Annotated in this window: 20 protein-coding genes; 1 reads left to right on the top strand and 19 read right to left on the bottom strand. The window is 56.6% G+C overall.

The genetic code is table 11. The features are described from left to right. Position 1: 1 nt before the first annotated feature. From AC1MEW_RS12330 to mtnA, 19 genes are all read right to left on the bottom strand, one after another. Positions 2-1,369, bottom strand: a complete 1,368-nt coding sequence (locus AC1MEW_RS12330) for an ABC transporter ATP-binding protein (protein WP_480426415.1) — start codon at positions 1,367-1,369, stop codon at positions 2-4. After that, entirely contained in the window at positions 1,359-2,177 is an 819-nt protein-coding gene (locus AC1MEW_RS12325) for an ABC transporter permease (protein ID WP_480426413.1), read from the bottom strand. The genes AC1MEW_RS12330 and AC1MEW_RS12325 overlap by 11 nt, the downstream gene beginning before the upstream one ends. A 120-nt stretch (positions 2,178-2,297) precedes the next feature. Further along, positions 2,298-3,305, bottom strand: a complete 1,008-nt coding sequence (locus AC1MEW_RS12320) for a glycosyltransferase family 2 protein (protein WP_480426411.1) — start codon at positions 3,303-3,305, stop codon at positions 2,298-2,300. 375 nt (positions 3,306-3,680) lie between these two features. After that, positions 3,681-4,634 (bottom strand): UDP-glucose 4-epimerase family protein, encoded by a 954-nt coding sequence (locus AC1MEW_RS12315; RefSeq protein WP_480426409.1) that lies wholly within the window; start codon positions 4,632-4,634, stop codon positions 3,681-3,683. After that, positions 4,631-5,554, bottom strand: coding sequence for a glycosyltransferase (locus AC1MEW_RS12310; RefSeq protein WP_480426407.1), 924 nt, complete (start codon positions 5,552-5,554; stop codon positions 4,631-4,633). The genes AC1MEW_RS12315 and AC1MEW_RS12310 overlap by 4 nt, the downstream gene beginning before the upstream one ends. 55 nt (positions 5,555-5,609) lie before the next feature. After that, entirely contained in the window at positions 5,610-6,500 is an 891-nt protein-coding gene (rfbA, locus tag AC1MEW_RS12305) for a glucose-1-phosphate thymidylyltransferase RfbA (RefSeq protein WP_480426405.1), read from the bottom strand. Continuing rightward, the gene (rfbD, locus tag AC1MEW_RS12300) at positions 6,497-7,390 is read right to left on the bottom strand and encodes a dTDP-4-dehydrorhamnose reductase (RefSeq protein WP_480426403.1); all 894 of its coding nucleotides are present in this window, start codon (positions 7,388-7,390) and stop codon (positions 6,497-6,499) included. The genes rfbA and rfbD overlap by 4 nt, the downstream gene beginning before the upstream one ends. Next, a complete protein-coding gene (gene rfbB / locus AC1MEW_RS12295; protein WP_480426401.1) occupies positions 7,387-8,463 on the bottom strand; it encodes a dTDP-glucose 4,6-dehydratase in 1,077 nt (358 codons plus the stop codon). The genes rfbD and rfbB overlap by 4 nt, the downstream gene beginning before the upstream one ends. Positions 8,464-8,689: 226 nt before the next feature. Beyond that, entirely contained in the window at positions 8,690-8,929 is a 240-nt protein-coding gene (locus AC1MEW_RS12290; protein ID WP_480426399.1) for a LapA family protein, read from the bottom strand. Between the two features lie 11 nt (positions 8,930-8,940). Further along, entirely contained in the window at positions 8,941-9,249 is a 309-nt protein-coding gene (ihfB, locus tag AC1MEW_RS12285) for an integration host factor subunit beta (protein WP_054051920.1), read from the bottom strand. Positions 9,250-9,400: 151 nt separating this feature from the next. After that, complete coding sequence (locus tag AC1MEW_RS12280) at positions 9,401-9,679, bottom strand: hypothetical protein (RefSeq protein ID WP_201256572.1); 279 nt, start codon at positions 9,677-9,679, stop codon at positions 9,401-9,403. A gap of 258 nt (positions 9,680-9,937) precedes the next feature. Next, positions 9,938-11,632: a 30S ribosomal protein S1 gene (gene rpsA, locus AC1MEW_RS12275; RefSeq protein ID WP_059406800.1), complete on the bottom strand. Its 1,695-nt coding sequence runs from the start codon at positions 11,630-11,632 to the stop codon at positions 9,938-9,940. A 120-nt stretch (positions 11,633-11,752) separates the two neighbouring features. Beyond that, positions 11,753-12,442, bottom strand: coding sequence for a (d)CMP kinase (cmk, locus tag AC1MEW_RS12270; protein ID WP_008148720.1), 690 nt, complete (start codon positions 12,440-12,442; stop codon positions 11,753-11,755). Beyond that, the gene (locus tag AC1MEW_RS12265) at positions 12,439-14,646 is read right to left on the bottom strand and encodes a bifunctional prephenate dehydrogenase/3-phosphoshikimate 1-carboxyvinyltransferase (protein WP_242486218.1); all 2,208 of its coding nucleotides are present in this window, start codon (positions 14,644-14,646) and stop codon (positions 12,439-12,441) included. The genes cmk and AC1MEW_RS12265 overlap by 4 nt, the downstream gene beginning before the upstream one ends. Before the next feature lie 28 nt (positions 14,647-14,674). Then, a complete protein-coding gene (gene hisC, locus AC1MEW_RS12260) occupies positions 14,675-15,787 on the bottom strand; it encodes a histidinol-phosphate transaminase (RefSeq protein ID WP_480426396.1) in 1,113 nt (370 codons plus the stop codon). A 12-nt stretch (positions 15,788-15,799) separates the two neighbouring features. Next, on the bottom strand, positions 15,800-16,894 hold the full coding sequence (gene pheA, locus AC1MEW_RS12255; RefSeq protein ID WP_099169125.1) for a prephenate dehydratase: 1,095 nt from the start codon (positions 16,892-16,894) through the stop codon (positions 15,800-15,802). Next, on the bottom strand, positions 16,894-17,979 hold the full coding sequence (gene serC, locus AC1MEW_RS12250; protein ID WP_201205613.1) for a 3-phosphoserine/phosphohydroxythreonine transaminase: 1,086 nt from the start codon (positions 17,977-17,979) through the stop codon (positions 16,894-16,896). The genes pheA and serC overlap by 1 nt, the downstream gene beginning before the upstream one ends. Before the next feature lie 235 nt (positions 17,980-18,214). Continuing rightward, complete coding sequence (gene gyrA / locus AC1MEW_RS12245) at positions 18,215-20,869, bottom strand: DNA gyrase subunit A (RefSeq protein WP_201205615.1); 2,655 nt, start codon at positions 20,867-20,869, stop codon at positions 18,215-18,217. A 424-nt stretch (positions 20,870-21,293) separates the two neighbouring features. Further along, entirely contained in the window at positions 21,294-22,370 is a 1,077-nt protein-coding gene (gene mtnA, locus AC1MEW_RS12240; RefSeq protein WP_201206747.1) for an S-methyl-5-thioribose-1-phosphate isomerase, read from the bottom strand. Positions 22,371-22,478: 108 nt separating this feature from the next. Between mtnA and AC1MEW_RS12235 the strand changes: the two genes are divergently transcribed. Continuing rightward, positions 22,479-23,813, top strand: coding sequence for a TRZ/ATZ family hydrolase (locus AC1MEW_RS12235; RefSeq protein ID WP_201205617.1), 1,335 nt, complete (start codon positions 22,479-22,481; stop codon positions 23,811-23,813). Positions 23,814-23,824: the final 11 nt, after the last annotated feature.

Genomic DNA, 23,824 nt, shown 5'->3' with positions numbered 1-23,824 from the left:
ATTAATTATGCTCAACACTTGAAATGGTAAAAGCTGAAGTACACTTAAAGTCTACGGTCCCAGTAGCCGTACTCTCCGTTTCCGGGAGAACGCGAAACAGGCATGCATCTATCAAACGGTGCAGATAGGTTTCACCCTCCCCTGCGACGCCGACTACGCCTGAGTTAAGGAAATAGGTGCCAGGATTCAAGTTGCACTCAAATTTGAATTCGACCTCGATATCGGTCTCTGCGGCTACGTACGTAATAGCGTCCTGAACCTTGGCCGAACTCGCGGCCCCACCGATTTCAATACCCGCCAACGTTTTGATCATCATGCCAAAGCGAACAGCGACCGCCCCCGTCGAAAACGCGACCCGATAGGTATAACGGTAGACATCCCCTCGTTTGAGGCAGTTAACTTGCTTACCGGCGGCATTCAGGATGCGCGGATCACTGATCAGAACCCCATGAGACTCATAAGACAATACGCTTTTGGAGACAATGTGCGGATCGTAGTATTCTTCCAGACCATTGTCAGAGGCTTGCGAAACCTCAACAGCAATCGCTGACTTTATCGCCTCACGCTCCAGCTCGAGACGCTCAAGACCGCCAGATTTGATTGCTTCGCGGATGCCGCTTACTTTATCTGCAGGCGCATACAACAACTTCTGGTACTGGCCAACGATGACTTTCGGTACACCCTCTGCCAGTTTTTCACCTTTATCCAGCAACACCGCACGGTCGCAAAGCTCGATAACTGCGCTGCCCGAGTGCGAAACGAAAAGGATGGTGGCACCGCTTGCCTTGATCGCCTCAATGCGCGCAAAGCATTTACGCTGGAACAGCTCATCACCGACTGACAACGCCTCGTCGACAATCAGGATCTGCGGGTCAACATTGATGGCTACAGCGAAGGCCAGGCGCACCATCATGCCACTGGAGTAGGTCTTGACCGGCTGATCGATAAACTCGCCGATCTCTGCAAAAGCCTCGATCTCGGCAAAACGGTCGTCGGTTTCGTCTTTCGTAAGACCTAGAACCGCCGCGTTCATGTAGACGTTTTCTCGCCCGCTGAACTCCGGATTAAATCCCGACCCCAGCTCGAGAAGTGCCGCAACGCGACCATGAGTCAAGATGTCGCCATGGGTCTGATTAAGCGTGCCGCAGATCATTTGCAACAACGTGGATTTGCCGCTTCCGTTGCGTCCCAGAATACCGACCGTCTCGCCCTTGTTGACGGAAAACGAGACGTCCTGCAACGCCCAGAACTCCCGAAAATACTGCTTTTTTCCCCGAGCGAACATTTGTAGCAGCCGATCTCGAGGCTTATCGTAGATCTGGAAGCACTTGCTCAGACCATTAACCGCGATTGCTGTATTAGAGGACATCGGCAAACCCTTTACGCGTTTTTTGGAACCACACAAACCCTAGCCAGAAGACAAGGGCTGCAGCGATATAGTAGAACCCCAAGTGAACCAGGCTCGGAAGCTCCCCACGGAAAAGCAATGCCCTCGTATCTTCAATTGCAGGCGTCAGGGGGTTGAGAAATAGCAAATGTCTGTATTGCTCAGGCAGTGCGGTAATAGGGTAGAAAATCGGTGACAGGAACATAAGAACCGACGTGATGACGCCGATGATCTGACTCACATCTCGCAGGTACACGCCCATAGACGCCAGAAACCAGACCAGACCGATGATAAAAATCAACAGAGGCCCCAGGAACACCGGCAGAAGAAGTGCAGTGTATTGGAGCTTTCCAAAAAATATCATGTAGGCAATCAACCAGACGCTCAGGCTGACCAAAAAGTGGAAAAGCGCTGCACCCAGGGTAACCCACGGCAGGATTTCCAACGGAAAAACGACCTTTTTCACATAATTGACATTGCCAAGGATCAAGCTGGGCGCTTTGTTGATGCACTCTGCAAATAAGTTGAACACGATCAGACCAGCAAACAGCATCAAGGCAAATTCTGTTTTTGAACTGCTATCGACACTCCATCGAGCCTTGAACACGACACTGAACACGAATGTGTAGATCACCAGCATGACGATCGGGTTGAACAGCGACCACAGCATCCCCATGATCGATCCGCGATAGCGCCCGATGATTTCTCGCTGCACCAAGGCTTTGACCAAACCGCGATTGCGCCAGAAACTGCCAACCATCTCCTTCGGCGACGTAGAAAAATTCAGCATTATGCAAAAACCTCAAAAAAGTCGAGGGAGTTGAACTTCATCAGTGAACTCTCTTGTTCAAATATTGCATGAATTACCACAGAACGATTCCCTAAGGAGCCTTCCAGGCTCGTGCGCGCGTCAGATACCATTAAACAGTGTCGCCAAAATCAGCCCCAGGTTGCCCCAAAGGGTCTGCCGATAAACGCCGGACCGTCGCAACCAAATGAGCCTGGCCAATCCTCGTGAGCTACGCGCTCTTTTGAATAGATCCAGCCTCATTCGACTTTCTTCATTCAATCGGGGCCGGACCGCATCCAGCGCCGCGATATTCTTTTGGTTCCAATTGCGGAAACGCCCTTTAAAGAGCATCCGCAGGCGTCCCATCTGCACACCAAACCCCGAGCTCGAACCAATCAGGTTCGAATCATGCTGCCTATAGAGTATCGAGGGAGAAAAGTCGTAAAAAACCTGACCGCCGGCACCAGAAACAAGCAAATACGCCCACCAGTCATGAGAGACAATCTCCAACTCGGCTCCCGCTTGCTGAAACAGCTCCCTGGCAGCACGATTGAAGACCATCGTGTTACCCCCACTGATGCTCTGTACTAACGCATTAGCAAAACCGATAGGACGATCAAACAATGGTGAGAGACCTATATGCTCTCCGCGTTCATCAATCAACTCTGTTCGCCCGCAATAAAGTGCCGGGGTATCAGAAGGGGTACGTTGCAGACGTTGGATTGCCAGCTCCAGCTTGTTCTCCTGCCAGATGTCATCTTGGTCAGCCCAGGCGAAGAAATCGGAATCAACTGACCGATCGCAAGTGACCGACAAGAAATTCGCCGCGAAACCGTGTCCTGGACCATGGAGAATGGTCATTTTGTCTGCGCCCCAGCGATCGCTGTACTCGTGCAACAATTCGAGGGTGGCGTCTGTTGAACCATCGTCCGAGACCCAGACGGTCCAATGAGGATAGGATTGACGCGCAATGGAATCCAATTGCTGAGCCAAAAAACGTTCGCCATTGAAGGTACACAACAGAATCGCTACACGCCCCGCTTGCGCCGTTTTTTTTTGCTTAAAATTGCCTACGTCGCTGGAATCCGATTCGGTTTTTTGAACGATCGGAAAAATAGGGGCTACCACCTAGCGCTCCATTGCCTAAATGATAAAAAATTGACTATGTTCATTCGTTCAACATAGATATGAATTCGACTGGAAGAGCGAGCGCCAAATAATCCACTCATGCATCGCTTCCTGCCGCGAAAAATTCGCAATTATAACGACTATGCATTGCCATTTGATAGCCCAGTGACATTATCGCCTTGAGGCTGCTGAAGACGATAATCAGGGTATAGAAATAAAAATGGAGGCCAGATGCCACCTCCATTCAAAGCGAAAGATCCCCAGATATCAAAGGGAGCGTAGGGTACCAAGTGCCCCTCACCGGAAAAAGGGTGGCAATCTGCCAATGAACAGCGAAATCCAATCGCCGCTTTCGACACGATGCGTTCATCGAGTTCACTTAACGCAGCATTGACTGGCTGTGCGACGCAACGCTTTATCCACACTGACGGGAGGAACCCAACCGAGCGTGGAGCACGTTTTTCCGATGTCCACTTGCAAAGACCCACACAATCTTTGGGCCAGAGAATGCCGCCCGACGAGTACTGCGCCAACATTTAACATCCACGTAGGCACAGCCAACAAACGTGGACGAACATCCATAACGCCAGCCATCCGCCTAAGCAATTGCGAGGTGGATAAGTCCTCACCATCACTGACAAGAAAAGTGTTATCCGCTGCGGCGGGATGGGCAATACAAACGATGACGAGGTCGACCAGATTACCAATCGCAACCAGACTGCGGCGGTTATTAATCGCGCCAAACGGAAGCGGTACCCCCCGCCTCAACCAGCGCATCATATTTAAAAAATTAGCTTTGACACCGGGACCGTACACCAGTGGCGGACGGATGATAACGATCTCCATACCGGTATCCCTGCCGATTTTCCGCAGCGCATCTTCAGCCTCTCGCTTCGACACGCCATAAGGATCGACAGGGGCCGGCTGATCATCAGCCTTGAACGGCGCCCCCGGAGCAGTACCTTCGCCGTTAACCTTGATAGAACTGATGAAAATAAACCGCTTAACACCGGATTGCGCCGCCTTGAGAGCCAGTCGAACTGTCCCCTCCACATTAACCCTACGAAAACTCTCAAGCGGATTCGTCGCAGTGTCTTTCATCACGTGAACTCGAGCAGCGCAATGAATGACAACTGCGACATCGCTCATTGGAGGTAGAGCGAGCTCGTCGTTCAGGTCGAACGGTACAACGGGACACAGACCACTCAACCGTGTTTCGCCACGCACCGCAGCGACAGGCATGAACACCTTGTCGAGCAACAGTTGAAACACTATGGCCTCGCCTACAAAACCGGTAGCACCTGTCACTAAAATCCGACGACGATTCATTTACTTTTCCCACCGATTACCGCAGTGGCGCAGCAAACACAGAAGAAGAACACCTTATCGCGGGTGCGTCGTCGACATTTCCAGGCACTCAGAGACAGCCACAGCAGTTGCCTGCGCCCCAAAGGCAACCATTGCCGAACAAAAGCATCAGTCCCCCGCCCTACCAGGCAAGAAATCATCCGAACCTGAGAAAACCACCACCCGTCATGGATCGTCTTGTAACGTGCGATCAACGGATTGATACCGGTGTTGGCCCCGATCTGATTTCGCTCGTGCTGACGATATTGCATAGACGGCTGCGCATCGATAAACCATTTGAACCCATGACTGCGCGCAAAAGCGTAGCAGTACCAATCGTGCAAACTGACTCTTTGCAACTCAACCCAATTAGCCAGCATTGAAGCTTTCAAAGGCACTATCACGTAACAGCTCATCACATACGTGCAACCTGGTCCGGCCGCCTCAAACAAAAAATCCCAAGCCACCTGGGGCTGAGCCTTATCCAGCAACTGCGTCCTGCCATTTGACCAGAAAGCAGTGACGTTGCTGGAGTAGGCATCTACATGGCGGACTCGGATCGCATCGGTCGCGCGCTGAAGCTTGTCCAAATACCAGATGTCATCTTGATCGGCAAAGGCAACAAAGTCGTACTCATCCAGTTCGACATCGCGGATCAATCTGAAAAAATTGCGCGAAGCCCCGCCAAAGGCTCCTGCAGGAGGAAGAACGACAACACAAGGGTGTTCAACCGCATATGCCGCGCACCAAGCTTCGGTACCGTCAGTAGAAGGGTCGATACTAATGTAAACAGTCACGTCGACAGCTAGCTGACCTAGGATCGAGGCCAGTTGCTCCTCGATCCATTGCATACCATTGTAGGCAGCCAGCAAAACCGCGATCTTGGGACGTTTTACTGACATGCTATTCCTGCTTGTACCGGTTAAACGCGTCGGTCCGAAGTATTGAACTTTCGAGTCAATGAGCAGGCGAATCCAGCAGCTTCTGCAGGTACTGACCATAGCCAGTCTTCTTCAAGGCGTCGGCTTGAGCACCCAACTGCTCGGATGTGATCCATCCGTTGTGATAGGCGATCTCCTCCAGGCAGGCAACCTTCAGACCTTGACGCTGTTCGATGGTGTGCACGAAGTGGCTGGCTTCCAACAGAGAATCATGGGTACCGGTGTCGAGCCAAGCGAAACCACGGCCAAGCATTTCGACGCTGAGTGTATTGCGCTCCAGATAAGCACGGTTCACATCGGTGATTTCCAGCTCGCCACGTTCCGATGGCTTGATACACTTCGCGATCTCGACAACCTCGTTATCGTAGAAATAGAGACCGGTTACCGCATAGTTCGACTTGGGCTTCAGCGGCTTCTCTTCAATACTGAGAGCACGCCCCGTTGCGTCGAATTCAACCACGCCAAAACGCTCGGGATCGGAGACGTGGTAACCAAATACCGTCGCCCCACTCTGCTGATTGGTCGCCGAACGCAAGTTATCCGAAAAGTGCTGACCGTAGAAGATATTGTCGCCAAGGATCAGGCAGCAAGGATCCTTGCCAATGAACTCTTCACCGATGATGAAGGCCTGGGCCAGACCATCCGGGCTAGGCTGCTCGGCGTAGGTCAGCTTGATGCCGTACAAGCTGCCGTCACCCAGCAACTTGCGAAAACACGGCAGGTCCTCCGGCGTGGAGATGATCAGGATCTCACGCATACCGGCGAGCATCAGCACTGACAGCGGGTAAAAGATCATCGGCTTGTCGTAGATCGGCAACATCTGCTTGGACACACCAAGCGTCAACGGATGCAGACGTGTGCCCGAACCGCCAGCGAGGATGATGCCTTTACGATTTGTCGTGGTCATTTGTTCAGAACTTCCCTAAGCATTCGGGTTACGCCACTTTGCCAATCCGGCAAGTGTAGAGAAAAATTGTCACGCAGCTTCTGAGTATTCAAACGGGAATTCAGAGGACGGCGCGCGGGTGTTGGATAGGCGGTCGTTTCGATTGGATTAATTGCCGTGACGGCGAGGTGCTCGCCATTGGCCTGAGCGAAAGCGATCACGTGGCTGGCATAGCCGTGCCAGGACACTTCGCCACTAGCGGCCAAGTGATATAGCCCCGCGAGTTCCGGGCGCAGCAGCACTTGTTGAATGGCCAGCGCTGTCACGTCGGCAATAAGATCCGCACCGGTAGGTGCACCGATTTGGTCAGCGATGACGCTCAGGCTTTCGCGATCCGCGGCCAGGCGCAGCATGGTCTTCGCAAAGTTGTTGCCGCGAGCACCGTAGACCCAACTGGTACGAAAAATCACATGCTTGCAGCCAGACGCAATAATCGCCTGTTCGCCGGCCAGTTTACTGGCGCCATAGTGATTCACTGGTGCGACCGCATCAGTCTCTTGCCATGGTGTCGAACCCTGGCCGCTGAAAACGTAGTCGGTCGAGTAGTGAATCAGCCAGGCATCCTGGGACGCGGCCTCTTCAGCCATGACCTGACTTGCCTGACCGTTCACACGGTCGGCCAGCTCAGTGTCGGACTCGGCCTTATCGACAGCGGTATAGGCCGCGGCGCTGACGATGATGTCGGGCTTGACCTGACGGATCGTCGAGCGCAAAGCGTCGAGGTCAGACAGGTCGCCGCACAAGCCATCGAGCGCATGACGATCCAGTGCAATCAACTCACCAAGGGGCGCGAGAGAGCGCTGCAGCTCCCAGCCGACTTGGCCGTTCTTTCCTAACAGAAGGATCTTCATGCCTTACTCGAGCGATCCGCGTAGTTTTGGTCGATCCACTGTTGATAGCTACCGCTCTTAACGTGATCCACCCACTCAGTGTTACTCAGATACCATTCAACCGTTCTACGGATACCGGTTTCGAACGTTTCTTCCGGCGTCCAGCCCAACTCGCGCTGGATTTTGCTGGCGTCGATTGCGTAGCGCTGATCGTGGCCCGGGCGATCCTGAACATAAGTGATCAGGCTGGCGTGCGGACGATGAGCGGAGTCAGGACGCAGCTCATCGAGCAGTGCACACAGGGTATGTACGACTTCGATATTTTGCTTTTCGTTATGACCGCCGATGTTGTATGTCTCGCCGATAACGCCTTCGGTCACGACTTTGTACAATGCACGGGCGTGGTCTTCGACATAGAGCCAGTCACGAACCTGGTTACCTTTACCGTAAACCGGCAGCGGCTTGCCTTCCAGCGCATTGAGGATGATCAGCGGGATCAGCTTTTCAGGGAAGTGGCACGGGCCATAGTTGTTCGAGCAGTTGGTGACCAGGGTCGGCAGGCCGTAGGTACGGCTCCAGGCGCGAACCAGGTGATCGGAACTGGCCTTGCTTGCCGAGTACGGCGAGCTTGGCTGATACGGGGTGGTCTCGGTGAAGAGATCTTCCGGACCGTCAAGGTCGCCATAGACTTCGTCAGTGGAAATATGGTGGAAGCGGAAGTTGGCCTTGCGCCCGTCATCCAGCGCAGCCCAGTAGTGGCGTGCAGCTTCCAGCAGGGTGTAGGTACCGATGATGTTGGTCTGAATGAACTCAGACGGACCAGTGATCGAGCGGTCTACGTGGGATTCTGCGGCCAGGTGCATGATGGCATCTGGTTGGTGTTCACGCAGAACACGGTCGATCTGATCGCGATCGCAGATGTCGACGCGTTCAAACACATAACGCGAGTTTTGGCTAACTTTGGCCAACGACTCAAGATTACCAGCGTAAGTCAGCTTATCGACGTTAACGACAGAGTCGGTGGTGTTGGAAATAATATGACGAATGACTGCCGAGCCGATAAACCCGGCGCCGCCGGTTACTAGAATTTTCACGCGAAACCATACCCTTTGAGTTGCTGACAGGGCCGGCAACCGAGCGCTGTCTAGTCCATGAGTGCAGAAGCCCTCGTCTAAGCTGAGGCTTCTGACAGAGTCAGTCTGATTCGATGTGGGAATGCCACTATCGGACAAGCCCAGTATTTTACAGCTTAATGACGGTTTTACTAATGGATATAGACAAGCTGTGTTGCAAATTCGATAGGTATTTACTTTTTCGAATTCAGACCAGGCGCTTGCGGGCGGTTCTGGATGCACGCCCCAGAAACCAACCCAAAACAGGTCCGATCAGCATACCGATCAGCAGCGCTAGCACCATGACCAACGACACAGGCAATTGTGGACCTGCCCAACCGAGGAACAGCAGCGAAACCGATTGCTGATTTTCAAGAACAAACGCCAGAATCACCAGAATCAGCAACAGAATAAATACGCCAAGGAGTACACGCTTAAGATTGCGCATGCGTCGCCCCTTTAGTTATGGAGATCAAAGCCTTCCTCCTCTTCCTCATTCACCCGGTCACGCAACTCTTTGCCCGGCTTGAAATGCGGAACAAACTTGCCATCAAGGCTGACGGACTGACCGGTTTTCGGGTTACGACCTACCCGTGGGGCGCGGTAGTGCAGGGAGAAGCTGCCAAAACCACGGATCTCAATACGATCCCCAGTGGCCAGACATTGGGACATTTGCTCAAGCATGGTCTTGATGGCCAGCTCAACATCCTTGGATGAGAGCAGCCCTTGATGGGTGACAATTCGTTCGATCAACTCCGACTTCGTCATATTTTTCCCTTCTTTTTCAAGCAGCTAGATCAGCGCTTCAAAGGTTTTAGCATGCCCGGATGAATTTGAACAGCCCGTGTATTGACATATATTTAGCAAAGATGTGACGCCCATTTGCGGAGCACCACAACACGACAAAATCATTACGCACTCACCGACAAATAACCAACATGGTGCGCGTCACAAACCCTGCCGGATTGAAGCCGAACGGAAATTCGTCCTCGTCCTTAGCATCATCAGATCTGGCGACAACCTTGTAACCACTACCCTTACACTCCCTGTCAGCTCGCTTGCGGCACTTCTCCCACCCGGAACCCAAACCGGAACAATCAACCTCGATACCACTGACGCCACGCACGACGTGAGTCTTGGCATTGGTGGTACAACCTGCCAGTGTCAATAACGCTACTGCGACAATGAGCCTGTTCATTCACTTCCTTATACCGGGCGCTCCGCCCTACCGTCGTTCGTATCAAGCCTAAGCCTAGCTGCAAATAAACGATTGATCCTGTTAAAGAAAGAGACAGCAGGTGTTAGGGATTGGTTTCATAAGGGTCGTTTTTTGGGACGCTAGAAACATTACCAGGATCGCAGCCTTCGACATCCCCGAGCGACTCAGGGAGCTAGCCAAATCGCAGGCACAAAAAAGGGCGACCGAAGTCGCCCTTTTTCTATGGTCTGACAGAACTTAGTTCTGTTTTTCCATTTGTGCACGCAACAGGTCGCCCAGAGTGGTAGGACCAGCAGCAGGTTCCGAAGTCGCTGGCTTGTCGCGCAGGCTCTGGATTGCTTCTTTCTCGTCTTCAACGTCTTTCGACTTGATCGAGAGCTGGATTACGCGGCTCTTACGGTCAACGCTGATGATCTTGGCTTCTACTTCTTCGCCTTCTTTCAGAACGTTACGCGCGTCTTCAACGCGGTCACGGCTGATTTCGGAGGCTTTCAGAGTCGCTTCGATATCGTCGGCCAGAGTGATGATGGCGCCTTTAGCGTCAACTTCTTTCACGATGCCTTTAACGATTGCGCCTTTATCGTTCTCTTGAACGTACTCGGAGAACGGATCGCTTTCCAGTTGCTTGATACCCAGGGAGATGCGCTCGCGCTCTGGGTCAACCGACAGGATAACGGTGTCCAGCTCGTCGCCCTTCTTGAAGCGGCGAACGGCTTCTTCGCCCACTTCGTTCCAGGAGATGTCGGACAGGTGAACCAGACCGTCGATGCCGCCGTCCAGACCAATGAAGATACCGAAATCGGTGATCGACTTGATGGTGCCGGAGATTTTATCGCCCTTGTTGAACTGGCCAGAGAAATCTTCCCATGGGTTAGATTTGCACTGCTTGATGCCGAGGGAGATACGACGACGCTCTTCGTCGATGTCCAGAACCATAACTTCCACTTCGTCGCCGACTTGTACGACTTTCGAAGGGTGGATGTTCTTGTTGGTCCAGTCCATTTCGGAAACGTGTACCAGACCTTCAACGCCTTCTTCCAGCTCAGCGAAGCAGCCGTAGTCGGTCAGGTTGGTTACACGAGCGGTAACGCGAGTGCTTTCTGGGTAACGGGCTTTGATAGCAACCCATGGATCTTCGCCCAGTTGCTTGAGGCCCAGGGAAACACGATTGCGTTCGCGATCGTACTTCAGAACCTTGACATCAATCTCGTCGCCAACGTTGACGATTTCGGAAGGATGCTTGATACGTTTCCAAGCCATGTCGGTAATGTGCAGCAGGCCATCGACGCCACCCAGATCGACGAATGCGCCGTAATCGGTGAGGTTCTTGACGATACCTTTGACTTGCTGGCCTTCCTGCAGGGATTCCAGCAGAGCTTCACGCTCAGCGGAGTTCTCGGCTTCGAGGACGCTACGACGGGAAACGACAACGTTGTTGCGTTTCTGGTCGAGCTTGATGACCTTGAATTCCAGCTCTTTGCCTTCCAGGTGCGTGGTGTCGCGCACTGGACGGACGTCAACCAGAGAACCTGGCAGGAACGCACGGATGCCGTTAACGTCGACAGTGAAGCCGCCTTTAACCTTACCGTTGATAACGCCCTTGACCACTTCTTCGGCTGCGAAGGCTGCTTCCAGAACAATCCAGCATTCAGCGCGCTTGGCTTTTTCACGGGACAGCTTGGTTTCACCAAAGCCGTCTTCAACCGAGTCCAGAGCAACGTGAACTTCGTCACCGACGTTGATAGTCAGTTCGCCAGCATCGTTGTAGAACTGCTCAAGCGGGATGAGTGCTTCAGACTTCAGGCCAGCGTGAACGGTTACCCAGCGAGCTTGGTAATCGATATCAACGATAACACCGGTGATGATGGAGCCTGCCTGAAGGTTCAGGGTTTTTAGGCTTTCTTCAAAGAGTTCCGCAAAGCTTTCGCTCATTTTAATTCCTGTTGAATAAGGGCGAAGAATACGCCCATCTCCACATCCCAGACGATGTGGGTTACGTTCATTAGAAGAAGCATCGCAAGACTATGACTGGCCCCCTGCAAAGCTTCTTGGTCACCCGGCGATATCGCGAATGGCGATCTCGCTCATGATGCGTTCCAGCACCTGATCGATGGATAATTCCGTGGAATCCAGCTGTATGGCGTCAGCCGCCGGTTTGAGCGGGGCTACCGCTCGCTGGGTGTCACGCTCATCGCGGACACGTATCTCATCTAGCAGACTCGACAGACTAACACCATCGACTTTGCCCTTCAACTGCAAGTATCGACGGCGCGCACGCTCCTCGGCACTGGCCGTAAGGAATATCTTCAGCGGAGCATCGGGAAACACCACTGTGCCCATGTCGCGACCATCGGCCACCAGGCCCGGCGCCTCCTGAAACGCCCGCTGGCGCTGTAGCAGCGCATCGCGCACAGCCGGCAGTGCGGCGACCTGAGAAGCCCAGGCGCCGACTTGCTCATTACGCAGGTCGTCGGTGACATCGTCACCTTCGAGAATGATCCGCTGCGGATGACCTTCCGTCGCGCCGACAAACTGCACGTCCAGATGAGCGGCCAACAGCTTCAGCGATTCTTCATTGGTCAGGTCGACGCCATGGTTGCGCGCAGCGAATGCCAATAAACGATACAGCGCACCGGAATCCAGCAGACACCAACCCAGACGCTTGGCCAGAATCCCGGCAATAGTGCCCTTGCCCGAGCCGCTTGGCCCGTCGATGGTGATGACCGGTGGCTTGATAATCACGACTGAGCCTCTTGTGCAACACGAATACCGACCTGCGCGCACAGCGCGAGGAAGTTCGGGAACGAGGTCGCGACGTTGGCACAGTCGTGGATGCGGATCGGTGCAGTGGCGCGCAGCGAAGCAACGCTGAATGCCATCGCAATCCGGTGATCGCCGTGACCATGCACTTCGCCGCCGCCGATCTGGCCGCCGTCGATGATAATGCCGTCCGGGGTCGGTTCGCACTTGACGCCCAGCGCCAGCAAGCCATCAGCCATGACCTGAATCCGGTCCGACTCTTTGACTCGCAACTCTTCGGCACCGCGCAACACGGTGCGCCCTTCGGCACAGGCCGCAGCCACGAACAATACCGGGAACTCGTCGATGGCCAGCGGAACCAGCGCTTCGGGAATCTCGATACCTTTGAGTTTAGCTGCCCGCACGCGCAAGTCCGCAACAGGTTCGCCACCCACTTCACGCTGGTTTTCCAGGGTGATGTCGGCGCCCATCAGGCGCAGGATGTCGATCACGCCAGTGCGGGTCGGGTTGATGCCAACGTGCTCGAGCACCAACTCCGAACCTTCGGCGATCGACGCGGCCACGAGGAAGAACGCCGACGACGAGATGTCGCCCGGCACTTCAATGTGGGTCGCAGTCAGTTTGTGGCCGGACTCGACCGACGCGGTGGCGCCGTTGACGGTCACCGGGTAGCCGAAGCCGCGCAGCATGCGCTCGGTGTGGTCGCGGGTCGGCGCAGGCTCGGTGACGGTGGTCTTGCCTTCAGCGTACAGACCGGCCAGCAACAGGCAGGACTTAACCTGGGCGCTGGCCATCGGCATGGTGTAGGTCAGGCCTTTGAGCTTGTTGCCGCCACGGATAGTCATCGGAGGACGACCTTCTGCGGCGGTCTCGATCACGGCGCCCATTTCACGCAGCGGATTGGCCACGCGATTCATCGGACGCTTGGACAGCGAGGCATCACCGGTCAGGGTGCTGTCGAAGCTTTGCGCAGCCAACAGGCCAGACAACAAACGCATCGATGTGCCGGAGTTGCCCAGATAGATCGGACCTGGCGCAGGCTTCAGGCCATGCAGGCCCACGCCGTGAATGGTCACGCGACCGTGGTGCGGACCTTCGATCACAACACCCATGTCGCGGAAGGCTTGCAAGGTCGCCAGGGCATCTTCGCCCTCAAGGAAACCTTCCACTTCGGTGGTGCCTTCGGCTAGGGAGCCAAGCATGATCGAACGGTGGGAAATCGATTTGTCGCCCGGTACACGAATCCGCCCAGTCAGGCGGCCACCAGGTTGTGCCAGGAAAATCAGGTCGTTGGAGTTCATAGCGTCCACATAAGCCCGGCGGGCCAGGATTTTACTGAAATGTTCGCGGGCAACCCGGGCGCGAGTGAATACGCCCAACAATTGGTGCCCATCCCCTGCATCGACCGCGTCGCGCAAGGCGTCGAGGTCGCTGCGAAATGTATCGAGTGTGCGCAGGACAGCTTCGCGGTTGGCGAGGAAGATGTCATGCCACATGACCGGGTCGCTACCGGCGATTCTTGTGAAATCGCGGAAACCGCCCGCAGCGTAACGGAAGATCTCAAGATTTTCATTGCGCTTGGCCAATGAGTCGACCAAACCGAATGCCAGCAAGTGTGGCAAATGGCTGGTTGCCGCCAACACTTCGTCATGGCGCTCGACCTGCATGTGCTCGACGTCGGCGCCCAATTCGCGCCACAAACGGTCGACCACAGCCAGAGCTGCCGGATCGGTCTGATCCAGCGGCGTCAAAATCACTTTATGGCGACGGAACAGCTCGGCATTGGAGGCTTCCACCCCGCTCTGCTCGGAACCGGCTATCGGATGCCCCGGCACGAAACGCGCCGGCATACCGCCGAACGCCTCAGTAGCCGCACGTACCACGTTGCCTTTGGCACTGCCAACGTCAGTCAGGATCGCTTGCCCCAGATCCATGCCAGCCAGTCGGCCGAGCATTTTTTCCATGGCGAGGATCGGCACGGCCAACTGAATCACGTCTGCGCCCTGACAAGCAGCTGCCAAGTCTTCTTCACAGCGATCCACCACGCCTAACTCAACCGCCAGCTTGCGCGACTGCGGATCAAGATCGACCCCGACCACTTCGCGGCACAGGCCACTTTCACGCAAGCCCTTGGCAAACGAACCGCCGATCAACCCCAGACCGACCACCACCAGGCGACCAATCATAGGTTCAGCAGATTGCAGTGCAGTGACATCAACCACGAGCCAGAACCTTGGTCAGCGCCTCAAGGAAGCAGCTGTTTTCAGCCGGCAGACCAATGGTGATGCGCAAGTGATTCGGCATGCCGTAATTAGCCACCGGACGCACGATCACGCCTTCGCGCAACAAGCCCTGGAAGACCGGCGCCGCAACCTGCCCCAGATCGACACAGATAAAGTTGCCCTTGGACGGAATCCAGCTCAGCCCCAGCTCACGGAAACCCGCTTGCAGTTGCAGCATGCCGGCTTCGTTCAGGCGACGGCTTTCGGCCAGATAGTCGGCATCCTGAAGTGCGCCGCAAGCAGCGGCCAAGGCCAGGCTGTTGACGTTGAACGGCTGGCGCACGCGGTTCAGCACATCAGCGACCACCGCGGAGGACAAGCCATAACCAACCCGCAGCGCCGCCAGGCCGTAGGCCTTGGAGAACGTGCGCGAGACCAGCAGATTCGGGTACGCCGCCAGGAAGTCCAGGCCATCCGGCAAGTCACTGCCTTCGGCGTACTCGATGTAGGCCTCGTCCAGTACCACCAGCACATGAGCCGGTACATCCTGCAGAAACTCGTCCAGTGCTTCGGCGCCGAACCAGGTCCCGGTCGGGTTGTTCGGGTTGGCAATGAATACCACACGGGTGTCGGCATCGATCGCGGCCAGCATGGCCGGCAAATCATGCCCCCAGTCTTTGGCAGGGATAACGCGCGCGTCAGCACCCACGGCCTGGGTCACGATTGGGTAGACCGCAAACGCGTGCTCGCTGAACACGGCGTTCAGGCCCGGCGCCAGATACGCACGACCGACCAGTTCCAGAATGTCATTGGAACCGTTGCCCAGCGTCACTTGATTGAGCTCGACGCGGCATTGATCGGCCAGCAGGGTCTTGAGCGCAAAACCATTGCCATCCGGATAACGGGTCATCTCAGCCAATTCTTCGCGAATGGCTGCTAATGCCTTGGGACTGGCGCCCAGCGGATTTTCGTTGCTCGCCAGTTTGACGATTTTGGCCGGATCGATATCCAGCTCACGCGCCAGTTCGTCCACGGGCTTGCCCGGAACGTAGGGCGAAAGTTGTTGCACGCCCGGCTGTGCCAGAGCGAGGAAGTCACCACTCATTTGCTACCGCCCTTAGAGAACTGCTTTCGGGTAGGAACCCAGCACTTTGAGTGCCACTGCTTCCTGACTGATCTTTTCCAACACACTCTTGACCAGTGGGTCGCGGTGGTGGCCGACGAAGTCGATGAAGAACACGTAGGTCCATTTACCGCTGCGCGACGGACGGGTCTCGATCCGTGTCAGATCGATGCCGTTGTCGTGGAACGGCACCAGCAACTCGTGCAGTGCGCCGGGCTTGTTGCTCATGGAGACGATGATCGAAGTCTTGTCGTCGCCAGTCGGCGGCACTTCCTGGCTGCCGATCATCAGGAATCGCGTGGAATTGTCCGGGCGATCCTCGATTTTCTCGGCCAGACGGGTCAACCCGTACAAACCTGCAGCCATATCGCCGGCAATCGCCGCCGAGTTCCACTCACCCTTGACCCGCTTGGCCGCTTCGGCGTTGCTGGACACCGCCACGCGCTCGACATTCGGGTAATGGGCGTCCAGCCACTTGCGGCACTGGGCCAGGGACTGGGCGTGGGAATAGATGCGACTGATGCTGTCGGTCTTAGTGTTCTCACCGACCAGCAGGTGGTGGTGAATCCGCAACTCGACTTCACCACAGATGACCATGTCGTGTTCAAGGAAGCTGTCGAGGGTGTGGTTGACCGCGCCTTCGGTGGAGTTTTCCACCGGGACCACGCCAAAGTTCACCGCACCGGCCGCCACTTCACGGAACACTTCGTCGATCGCCGCCATCGGCTTGCTGATCACCGCATGACCGAAATGCTTCATAGCAGCGGCTTGGGTGAAGGTGCCTTCGGGGCCGAGATAAGCCACTTTCAATGGCTGCTCGAGGGCCAGGCACGAGGACATGATTTCGCGGAACAGTCGCGCCATCTCTTCGTTGCCCAGCGGCCCCTGGTTACGCTCCATCACGCGCTTGAGCACCTGAGCTTCGCGCTCAGGACGATAGAACACCGGCACTTCGCCTTCGGCCAGCGAGGCCATCTTTACTCGCGCAACTTCCTGGGCGCAGCGTGCACGCTCGCTGATCAGCTCCAGGACTTTGGTGTCCAGGGCATCAATGCGAACGCGCAGTGCCTTGAGTTCTTGCTCAGACATTAGCCGTGTTCCTTCTCGAACTCTGCCATGTACGAAATCAGTGCGTTGACCGCAACGATGTCGACGGCGTTATAGATGGAGGCACGCATGCCGCCCACGGAACGGTGACCCTTGAGATTCAGCAGGCCGCGCTCGTCGGCACCGGCCAGGAATGGCTTGTCCAGGCGATCATCGGCGAGGCGGAACGGCACGTTCATCCACGAGCGGTCCGACTTGTTGATCGGGTTGCTGTACATGCCGCTGGCGTCGATGAAGTCGTACAGCGTGCGCTGTTTCACTTCATTGAGCTTGCCGATGGCTTCAACACCACCCTGCTCTTTCAGCCACTCGAATACCAGCCCCGACAAGTACCAGGCGAGGGTCGGCGGGGTGTTGTACATCGAGCCGTTATCCGCTGCGACCTTGTAGTTGAGCATGGTCGGGCACAGGGAACGGGCATGACCGAGCAGGTCTTCACGAATGATGTTCACGACGATGCCGCTCGGACCGATGTTTTTCTGAGCGCCTGCGTAGATCATGCCGAAGCGCGACACATCGACCGGACGCGAGAGGATGTCGGAAGACATGTCAGCGACCAGTGGTACATCACCGGTTTCCGGGATCCACTGGAATTCCAGGCCGCCAATGGTTTCGTTCGGCGCGTAGTGAACGTAGGCAGCGTCTTTCGACAGCTTCCACTCGTTCTGACCGGGAATTGCGAAATAGTCGTAAGGCTTGGCGGTAGCGGCGACATTGACGTGGCCGTAACGCGAGGCTTCTTCGATGGCTTTCTGCGACCAGATACCGGTGTCGATATAGTCGGCCGAGCCGCCTTCAGGCAACAGGTTCAGAGGGATCTGAGCGAATTGCTGGCTGGCGCCGCCTTGCAGAAACAGCACTTTATAGTTCGAAGGGATATTCAGCAGATCACGCAGATCCTGCTCGGCCTTGGTGGCGATGGACACGAACTCATCACTGCGATGGCTCATTTCCATGACCGACAAGCCCTTGCCGTGCCAATCAAGGAGTTCACCCTGGGCGCGTTTCAGGACAGCTTCAGGAAGTGCCGCAGGACCGGCACAGAAGTTATAGGCTCTCTTGCTCACATCCAATCTCGCTCTGATTTGGTGGTATCACGCAATAAATCTATTTGATCTGTAGGAGCTGTCGAGCGGAGCGAGGCTGCGATCTTTTCGTACGGACCCACATAACAAAAGCGAGAGCAAGATCAAGAGATCGCAGCCTCGCTTCGCTCGACAGCTCCTACAGTCCTACATTAAAAACAATCCCACAGGACAAACAACAAGGGGGCGAATCTTCATCCGCCCCCTGTTTGTCCGCTTATTCCTGCGGTTCTTCGTCGGCTGCGGCGTCGAGTTGCTGGTCTTCGACAGCGTCGTCGATCACGACCTCGCCGTCGAACACTGCACCTTCTTCACCTTCCAGCTCTTCGCCCTCGACTTCCGACGGCTCCTGAACCCGCTCCAGACCGACCAGCGTTTCATCGCTGGCGAGCTTGATGAGGGTCACGCCCTGGGTGTTACGACCCAGGCTGGAGACTTCGTCGACACGAGTACGAACCAAGGTGCCCTGGTCGGAAATCAGCATGATTTCCTCGCCGTCGAGCACCTGGACTGCACCGACCAGACGGCCGTTACGCTCGTTGCTGACCATGGCGATAACGCCCTGACCGCCGCGCTTGTACTCAGGAAACTCGGTAATCGCTGTACGCTTGCCGAAACCACGGGCCGAAGCGGTCAGGATCTGGCTGCCTTCTTCCGGGATCAGCATGGAAATCAGCTTCTGGCCTTCCGGCAGACGCATGCCGCGGACACCGCGAGCGGTACGACCCATGGCGCGAACGTCGGTTTCCTTGAAGCGAGTCACCTTGCCGCCGTCGGAGAACAGCATGACTTCACGATCACCGTCGGTAATCGAGGCAGAAATCAGCACGTCGCCTTCATCCAGCTCCAGCGCGATCAGACCAACGCTGCGCTGACGGCTGAAGGATTCCAGCGGAGTCTTCTTCACGGTGCCATTAGCGGTAGCCATGAAGATGAAGTGACCTTCGGTGTACTCATCGACCGGCAGCATGGTGGTGATGTATTCACCATCGCCCAGCGGCAGCAGGTTGACCAACGGACGACCACGGGCAGCGCGGGATGCTTCCGGGATTTCGTAGGTTTTCAGCCAGTACACTTTGCCTTTGCTGGAGAACAGCAGCAGCGTGGTGTGGCTGTTGGCAACCAGCAGGTGAGCGATGTAGTCCTCATCCTTGACGCCGGTCGCCGATTTGCCTTTACCGCCACGACGCTGAGCCTGGTACGCAGCCAATGGCTGGGTCTTGGCATAGCCACCGTGGGAGATGGTCACGACGCGCTCTTCTTCCGGGATCATGTCACCCAGGGTCAGGTCGAGACGGGCATCGAGGATTTCGGTGCGACGCACGTCGCCGTATTCGGCGCGGATCACTTCCAGCTCTTCGCGGATCACTTCCATCAGGCGCGTGGCGCTGCTGAGGATGCGGATCAGTTCGCCGATCTGGTTGAGGATCTCTTGATACTCGGCCAGCAGCTTCTCGTGCTCCAGACCGGTCAGACGGTGCAGACGCAGTTCCAGAATGGCTTGCGCCTGTTCTGGCGACAGGAAGTACTTGCCTTCGCGCAGACCGTATTGCTCGTCCAGGGTCTCTGGACGGCAGGAATCGGCACCGGCACGTTCAACCATCGCGACTACGGCGGAAGATTCCCACGCGGTCTTGATCAGCGCTTCCTTGGCTTCCGACGGCGTCGGCGAAGCCTTGATCAGGGCGATGACCGGGTCGATGTTCGACAGGGCAACCGCTTGACCTTCAAGGATGTGACCACGCTCGCGGGCTTTACGCAGTTCGAACACGGTGCGGCGGGTAACGACTTCACGACGGTGACGAACGAAGGCTTCCAGCAGGTCCTTGAGGTTCAGGATCCGCGGACGGCCGTCGATCAACGCAACGATGTTGATACCGAACACGGCTTGCAGCTGGGTCTGGGCGTAGAGGTTGTTGAGAATGACCTCAGGCACTTCGCCACGACGCAGCTCGATCACGACGCGCATGCCGTCCTTGTCGGACTCGTCGCGCAGTTCGGTGATGCCTTCGAGCTTCTTCTCTTTTACCAGCTCGGCGATCTTCTCGATCAGACGGGCCTTGTTCAGCTGGTAAGGGAGTTCGGTGATGACGATCTGTTGGCGACCACCGACCTTGTCGATGTCTTCGATCATCGAGCGGGCGCGCATGTAAATGCGACCGCGACCGGTGCGGTAGGCTTCGATGATGCCGGCGCGACCGTTGATGATCGCAGCGGTCGGGAAGTCCGGACCCGGGATGTATTGCATCAGCTCATCGATGGTCAACTCTGGGTTGTCGATGAGCGCCAGGCAACCGTCGATGACTTCACCGAGGTTGTGCGGCGGAATGTTGGTCGCCATGCCCACGGCGATACCGCTGGAGCCGTTGACCAGCAGGTTGGGAATACGGGTCGGCATGACCGCCGGGATCATTTCGGTGCCGTCGTAGTTCGGCACCCAGTCCACGGTTTCTTTGTGCAGGTCAGCCAGCAGCTCGTGCGCCAGCTTGGTCATGCGCACTTCGGTGTATCGCATGGCCGCGGCGTTGTCGCCGTCCACCGAACCGAAGTTGCCTTGACCGTCTACCAGCAGGTAGCGCAGGGAGAATGGCTGCGCCATCCGAACGATGGTGTCGTACACCGCGGTATCACCGTGAGGGTGATACTTACCGATCACGTCACCGACAACACGGGCAGATTTCTTGTACGGCTTGTTGAAGTCGTTGCCCAGCTCGCTCATCGCGAACAGCACACGCCGGTGCACGGGCTTCAAGCCATCGCGCGCATCCGGCAGTGCCCGCCCGACAATTACGCTCATCGCGTAGTCGAGGTAGGACTGCTTCAGCTCGTCTTCGATATTGACCGGGAGGATTTCTTTGGCCAGTTCGCCCATGAGAAGCTCGATTCCTTTTTCTGGTGAAACTTCGTCACATCCATATGGGACGAACGAAGCTCGCCGACGCAGGCTGAGTGCCATGCACCGACTTACGACAAATCAACGAGTTAAGCCATGGATCTGCGCAGTAAAGACAACCCCGTGGGACTGCCTCGGAAAACGCCGGATGTTATCACAAGAGCCGCCACGCACCTATCCCCCAGATGCGCATGGAGCATAGTTAGTTGACCGGTGACAGGCTTAACGGGGACGAGAGAGGCTTAGAGCTGCCACAGCCCCAGATTTGCTAGCGAAATGCGGGAGCTCGGAAGCAGGAGACCGTGTCATCGTTCTTCGCGGGCAAGCCTCGCTCCTACAGGTTTGTGTGTTCAGTAGGAGCGAGGCTTACCCGCAAAGGCGATTTATCGGACAACAAATACCGTCAATGTAGACGCTTGCGGCACATCAACTGCGCCATTTTCGCCGTGTCCGGCCGCTCGACAATGCCCTTTTCAGTGACGATCGCATCGATCAGGTCGGCCGGCGTCACATCGAACACCGGATTGAAGGCGTCAACATTCGCCCCGACCCGCTTGCCGCCGACGTCCAGCAATTCGCTGCCGTCGCGCTCTTCGATAGGAATGTCATCGCCGCTGGCCAGGTTCATGTCGATGGTCGAACTCGGCGCCACCACCATGAACCGCACGCCGTGGTGCATGGCGCTCACTGCCAGTTGATAGGTACCGATTTTGTTGGCCACGTCGCCATTGGCGGTGATCCGGTCGGCGCCGACGATGACCCAGGTAATGCCCTTGGTCTTCATGATGTGCGCGGCAGCAGAGTCAGCATTGAGGGTTACCGGAATGCCTTCATTGGCCAATTCCCACGCGGTCAACCGCGAACCTTGCAGCCAGGGACGGGTTTCGTCGGCGTAGACGCGCTCGACCATGCCCTCGATAAACGCGCCGCGAATGACGCCCAGTGCCGTGCCGAAACCGCCAGTGGCCAAAGCGCCAGTGTTGCAGTGGGTCAGGATCGCCTGAGCGTTGCCCTGATGCTTACGGATCAGGTCGACACCCAGTTGCGCCATGGTCAGGTTGGCTTCGCGGTCGCTTTCGTGGATGGCGATAGCTTCAGCCTCCAGCGCCGCCAGAGGGTCTGCATCTCCCTTGAGACGATCCAGGCGATCCCGCATGCGACTCAAGGCCCAGAACAGATTCACCGCCGTCGGACGGGAATCGGCCAGCACCGCGTAGTCCTCCTCCCACGCTGCCTGCCAGTCACCGCCCTCGGCAATTCGGGCGCGGGCTGACAACACCATGGCATACGCGGCGCTGATGCCAATCGCCGGCGCACCGCGCACCACCATCGAACGAATGGCTTCGGCCACGCCAGCAGCGCTGGTGTAGGCGATCCAGGTTTCCTCGAACGGCAAAATACGCTGATCCAGCAGGTACAGGGCGCCATCACGCCAATCGATGGCCTTCACCTTCTCCGCAGCCAACAGTCGATCGCGCATCATTCACCCCGCACTCATGAACAAAAGCCGCCGATTATAGCGATCCCCCCGCGAAGACGCTCGGGTATACTTCGCCATCCTTTACAAAAGCACTGGAACCGACCCTCGATGCCGAAACCTGCCGTTGCGCTCGACTTATTATTGCTGCCGACCTGGCTGGTACCCGTCGAACCCGCAGGCGTGGTCCTCAAAGAGCACGGCCTGGGTATCCGCGACGGTCGCATCGTGTTTATCGGCCCGCGTGCCGAAGCGCTGAAGTGTAACGCGACTGAAATTCGTGAGCTGCCAGATGTTTTGCTCAGCCCCGGCCTGATCAACGCCCATGGCCACGCGGCGATGACGCTGTTCCGCGGCCTGGCCGATGATTTGCCGTTGATGACTTGGCTGGAAAACCACATCTGGCCGGCCGAGGCCAAATGGGTCGATGAAGATTTCGTGCGCGATGGCACGGATCTGGCCATCGCCGAGCAAATAAAAGGGGGCATCACCTGCTTCTCTGACATGTATTTCTTCCCGAAGGTTGCCAGCGAGCGGGTGCATAACAGCGGTATTCGCGCGCAAATCGCGATTCCGATCCTCGATTTCCCGATTCCAGGTGCTGCCACTGCGGATGAAGCCATTCGTCAGGGCGTTGAACTGTTCGGCGATCTCAAGCACCACGAGCGTATCAAAATCACCTTCGGCCCCCACGCCCCCTACACTGTGGGCGACGAAAACCTGGAGAAAATCCGGGTAATCGCCGAGGAACTGGACGCGGCGATCCACATGCACGTCCATGAAACCGCCTTCGAAGTGCAGCAATCGCTCGAACAGCGCGGCGAACGCCCGCTGGCGCGCCTCGGTCGGCTGGGCTTGCTCGGTCCGCGCTTCCAGGCCGTTCACATGACCCAGATCAGCGATGAAGACCTGGCGTTGCTGGTAGAAAGCAACACCAATGTGATTCATTGCCCGGAATCAAACCTGAAACTGGCCAGCGGCTTCTGCCCGGTGGAACGCCTGTGGCAGGCCGGGGTTAACGTCGCCGTCGGCACCGATGGCGCGGCCAGCAACAATGACCTGGACCTGCTCGGCGAAACCCGTACCGCCGCGTTGCTGGCCAAGGCTGTCGCCGGCTCGGCCACGGCGCTGGACGCCCACCGCGCCTTGCGCATGGCCACGCTCAACGGTGCCCGCGCGCTGGGAATCGAAGCTGAAGTCGGCTCGCTGGAAGTCGGCAAAGCCGCCGACATCGTCGCTTTCGACCTGTCCGGCCTGGCACAGCAACCGGTCTACGACCCGGTTTCGCAACTTATTTACGCCACCGGTCGCGACTGTGTGAAACACCTTTGGGTCGCCGGCAAGCAACTGCTCGACGACCGGCGCCTGACGCGGCTGGATGAAGAACAACTGTGCGCCACGGCCAAGGCCTGGGGCCAACGCATCAGCGGCCATACAGAATCGTAAGCCCCCCGGAC

This window comes from Pseudomonas sp. ASL4 (assembly GCF_056680395.1).
This window is presented reverse-complemented; position numbering and strand designations above follow the sequence as displayed.

What these genes read in the sequence shown, in the direction of transcription:
- AC1MEW_RS12330 (WP_480426415.1), bottom strand. Translation starts at nt 1,369, where the DNA reads ATGTCCTCTAATACAGCAATCGCGGTTAATGGTCTGAGCAAGTGCTTC.
- AC1MEW_RS12325 (WP_480426413.1), bottom strand. Translation starts at nt 2,177, where the DNA reads ATGCTGAATTTTTCTACGTCGCCGAAGGAGATGGTTGGCAGTTTCTGG.
- AC1MEW_RS12315 (WP_480426409.1), bottom strand. Translation starts at nt 4,634, where the DNA reads ATGAATCGTCGTCGGATTTTAGTGACAGGTGCTACCGGTTTTGTAGGC.
- AC1MEW_RS12310 (WP_480426407.1), bottom strand. Translation starts at nt 5,554, where the DNA reads ATGTCAGTAAAACGTCCCAAGATCGCGGTTTTGCTGGCTGCCTACAAT.
- rfbA (WP_480426405.1), bottom strand. Translation starts at nt 6,500, where the DNA reads ATGACCACGACAAATCGTAAAGGCATCATCCTCGCTGGCGGTTCGGGC.
- rfbD (WP_480426403.1), bottom strand. Translation starts at nt 7,390, where the DNA reads ATGAAGATCCTTCTGTTAGGAAAGAACGGCCAAGTCGGCTGGGAGCTG.
- AC1MEW_RS12290 (WP_480426399.1), bottom strand. Translation starts at nt 8,929, where the DNA reads ATGCGCAATCTTAAGCGTGTACTCCTTGGCGTATTTATTCTGTTGCTG.
- ihfB (WP_054051920.1), bottom strand. Translation starts at nt 9,249, where the DNA reads ATGACGAAGTCGGAGTTGATCGAACGAATTGTCACCCATCAAGGGCTG.
- AC1MEW_RS12280 (WP_201256572.1), bottom strand. Translation starts at nt 9,679, where the DNA reads ATGAACAGGCTCATTGTCGCAGTAGCGTTATTGACACTGGCAGGTTGT.
- rpsA (WP_059406800.1), bottom strand. Translation starts at nt 11,632, where the DNA reads ATGAGCGAAAGCTTTGCGGAACTCTTTGAAGAAAGCCTAAAAACCCTG.
- AC1MEW_RS12265 (WP_242486218.1), bottom strand. Translation starts at nt 14,646, where the DNA reads ATGATTGGTCGCCTGGTGGTGGTCGGTCTGGGGTTGATCGGCGGTTCG.
- hisC (WP_480426396.1), bottom strand. Translation starts at nt 15,787, where the DNA reads ATGAGTGGTGACTTCCTCGCTCTGGCACAGCCGGGCGTGCAACAACTT.
- pheA (WP_099169125.1), bottom strand. Translation starts at nt 16,894, where the DNA reads ATGTCTGAGCAAGAACTCAAGGCACTGCGCGTTCGCATTGATGCCCTG.
- gyrA (WP_201205615.1), bottom strand. Translation starts at nt 20,869, where the DNA reads ATGGGCGAACTGGCCAAAGAAATCCTCCCGGTCAATATCGAAGACGAG.
- mtnA (WP_201206747.1), bottom strand. Translation starts at nt 22,370, where the DNA reads ATGCGCGATCGACTGTTGGCTGCGGAGAAGGTGAAGGCCATCGATTGG.
- AC1MEW_RS12235 (WP_201205617.1), top strand. Translation starts at nt 22,479, where the DNA reads ATGCCGAAACCTGCCGTTGCGCTCGACTTATTATTGCTGCCGACCTGG.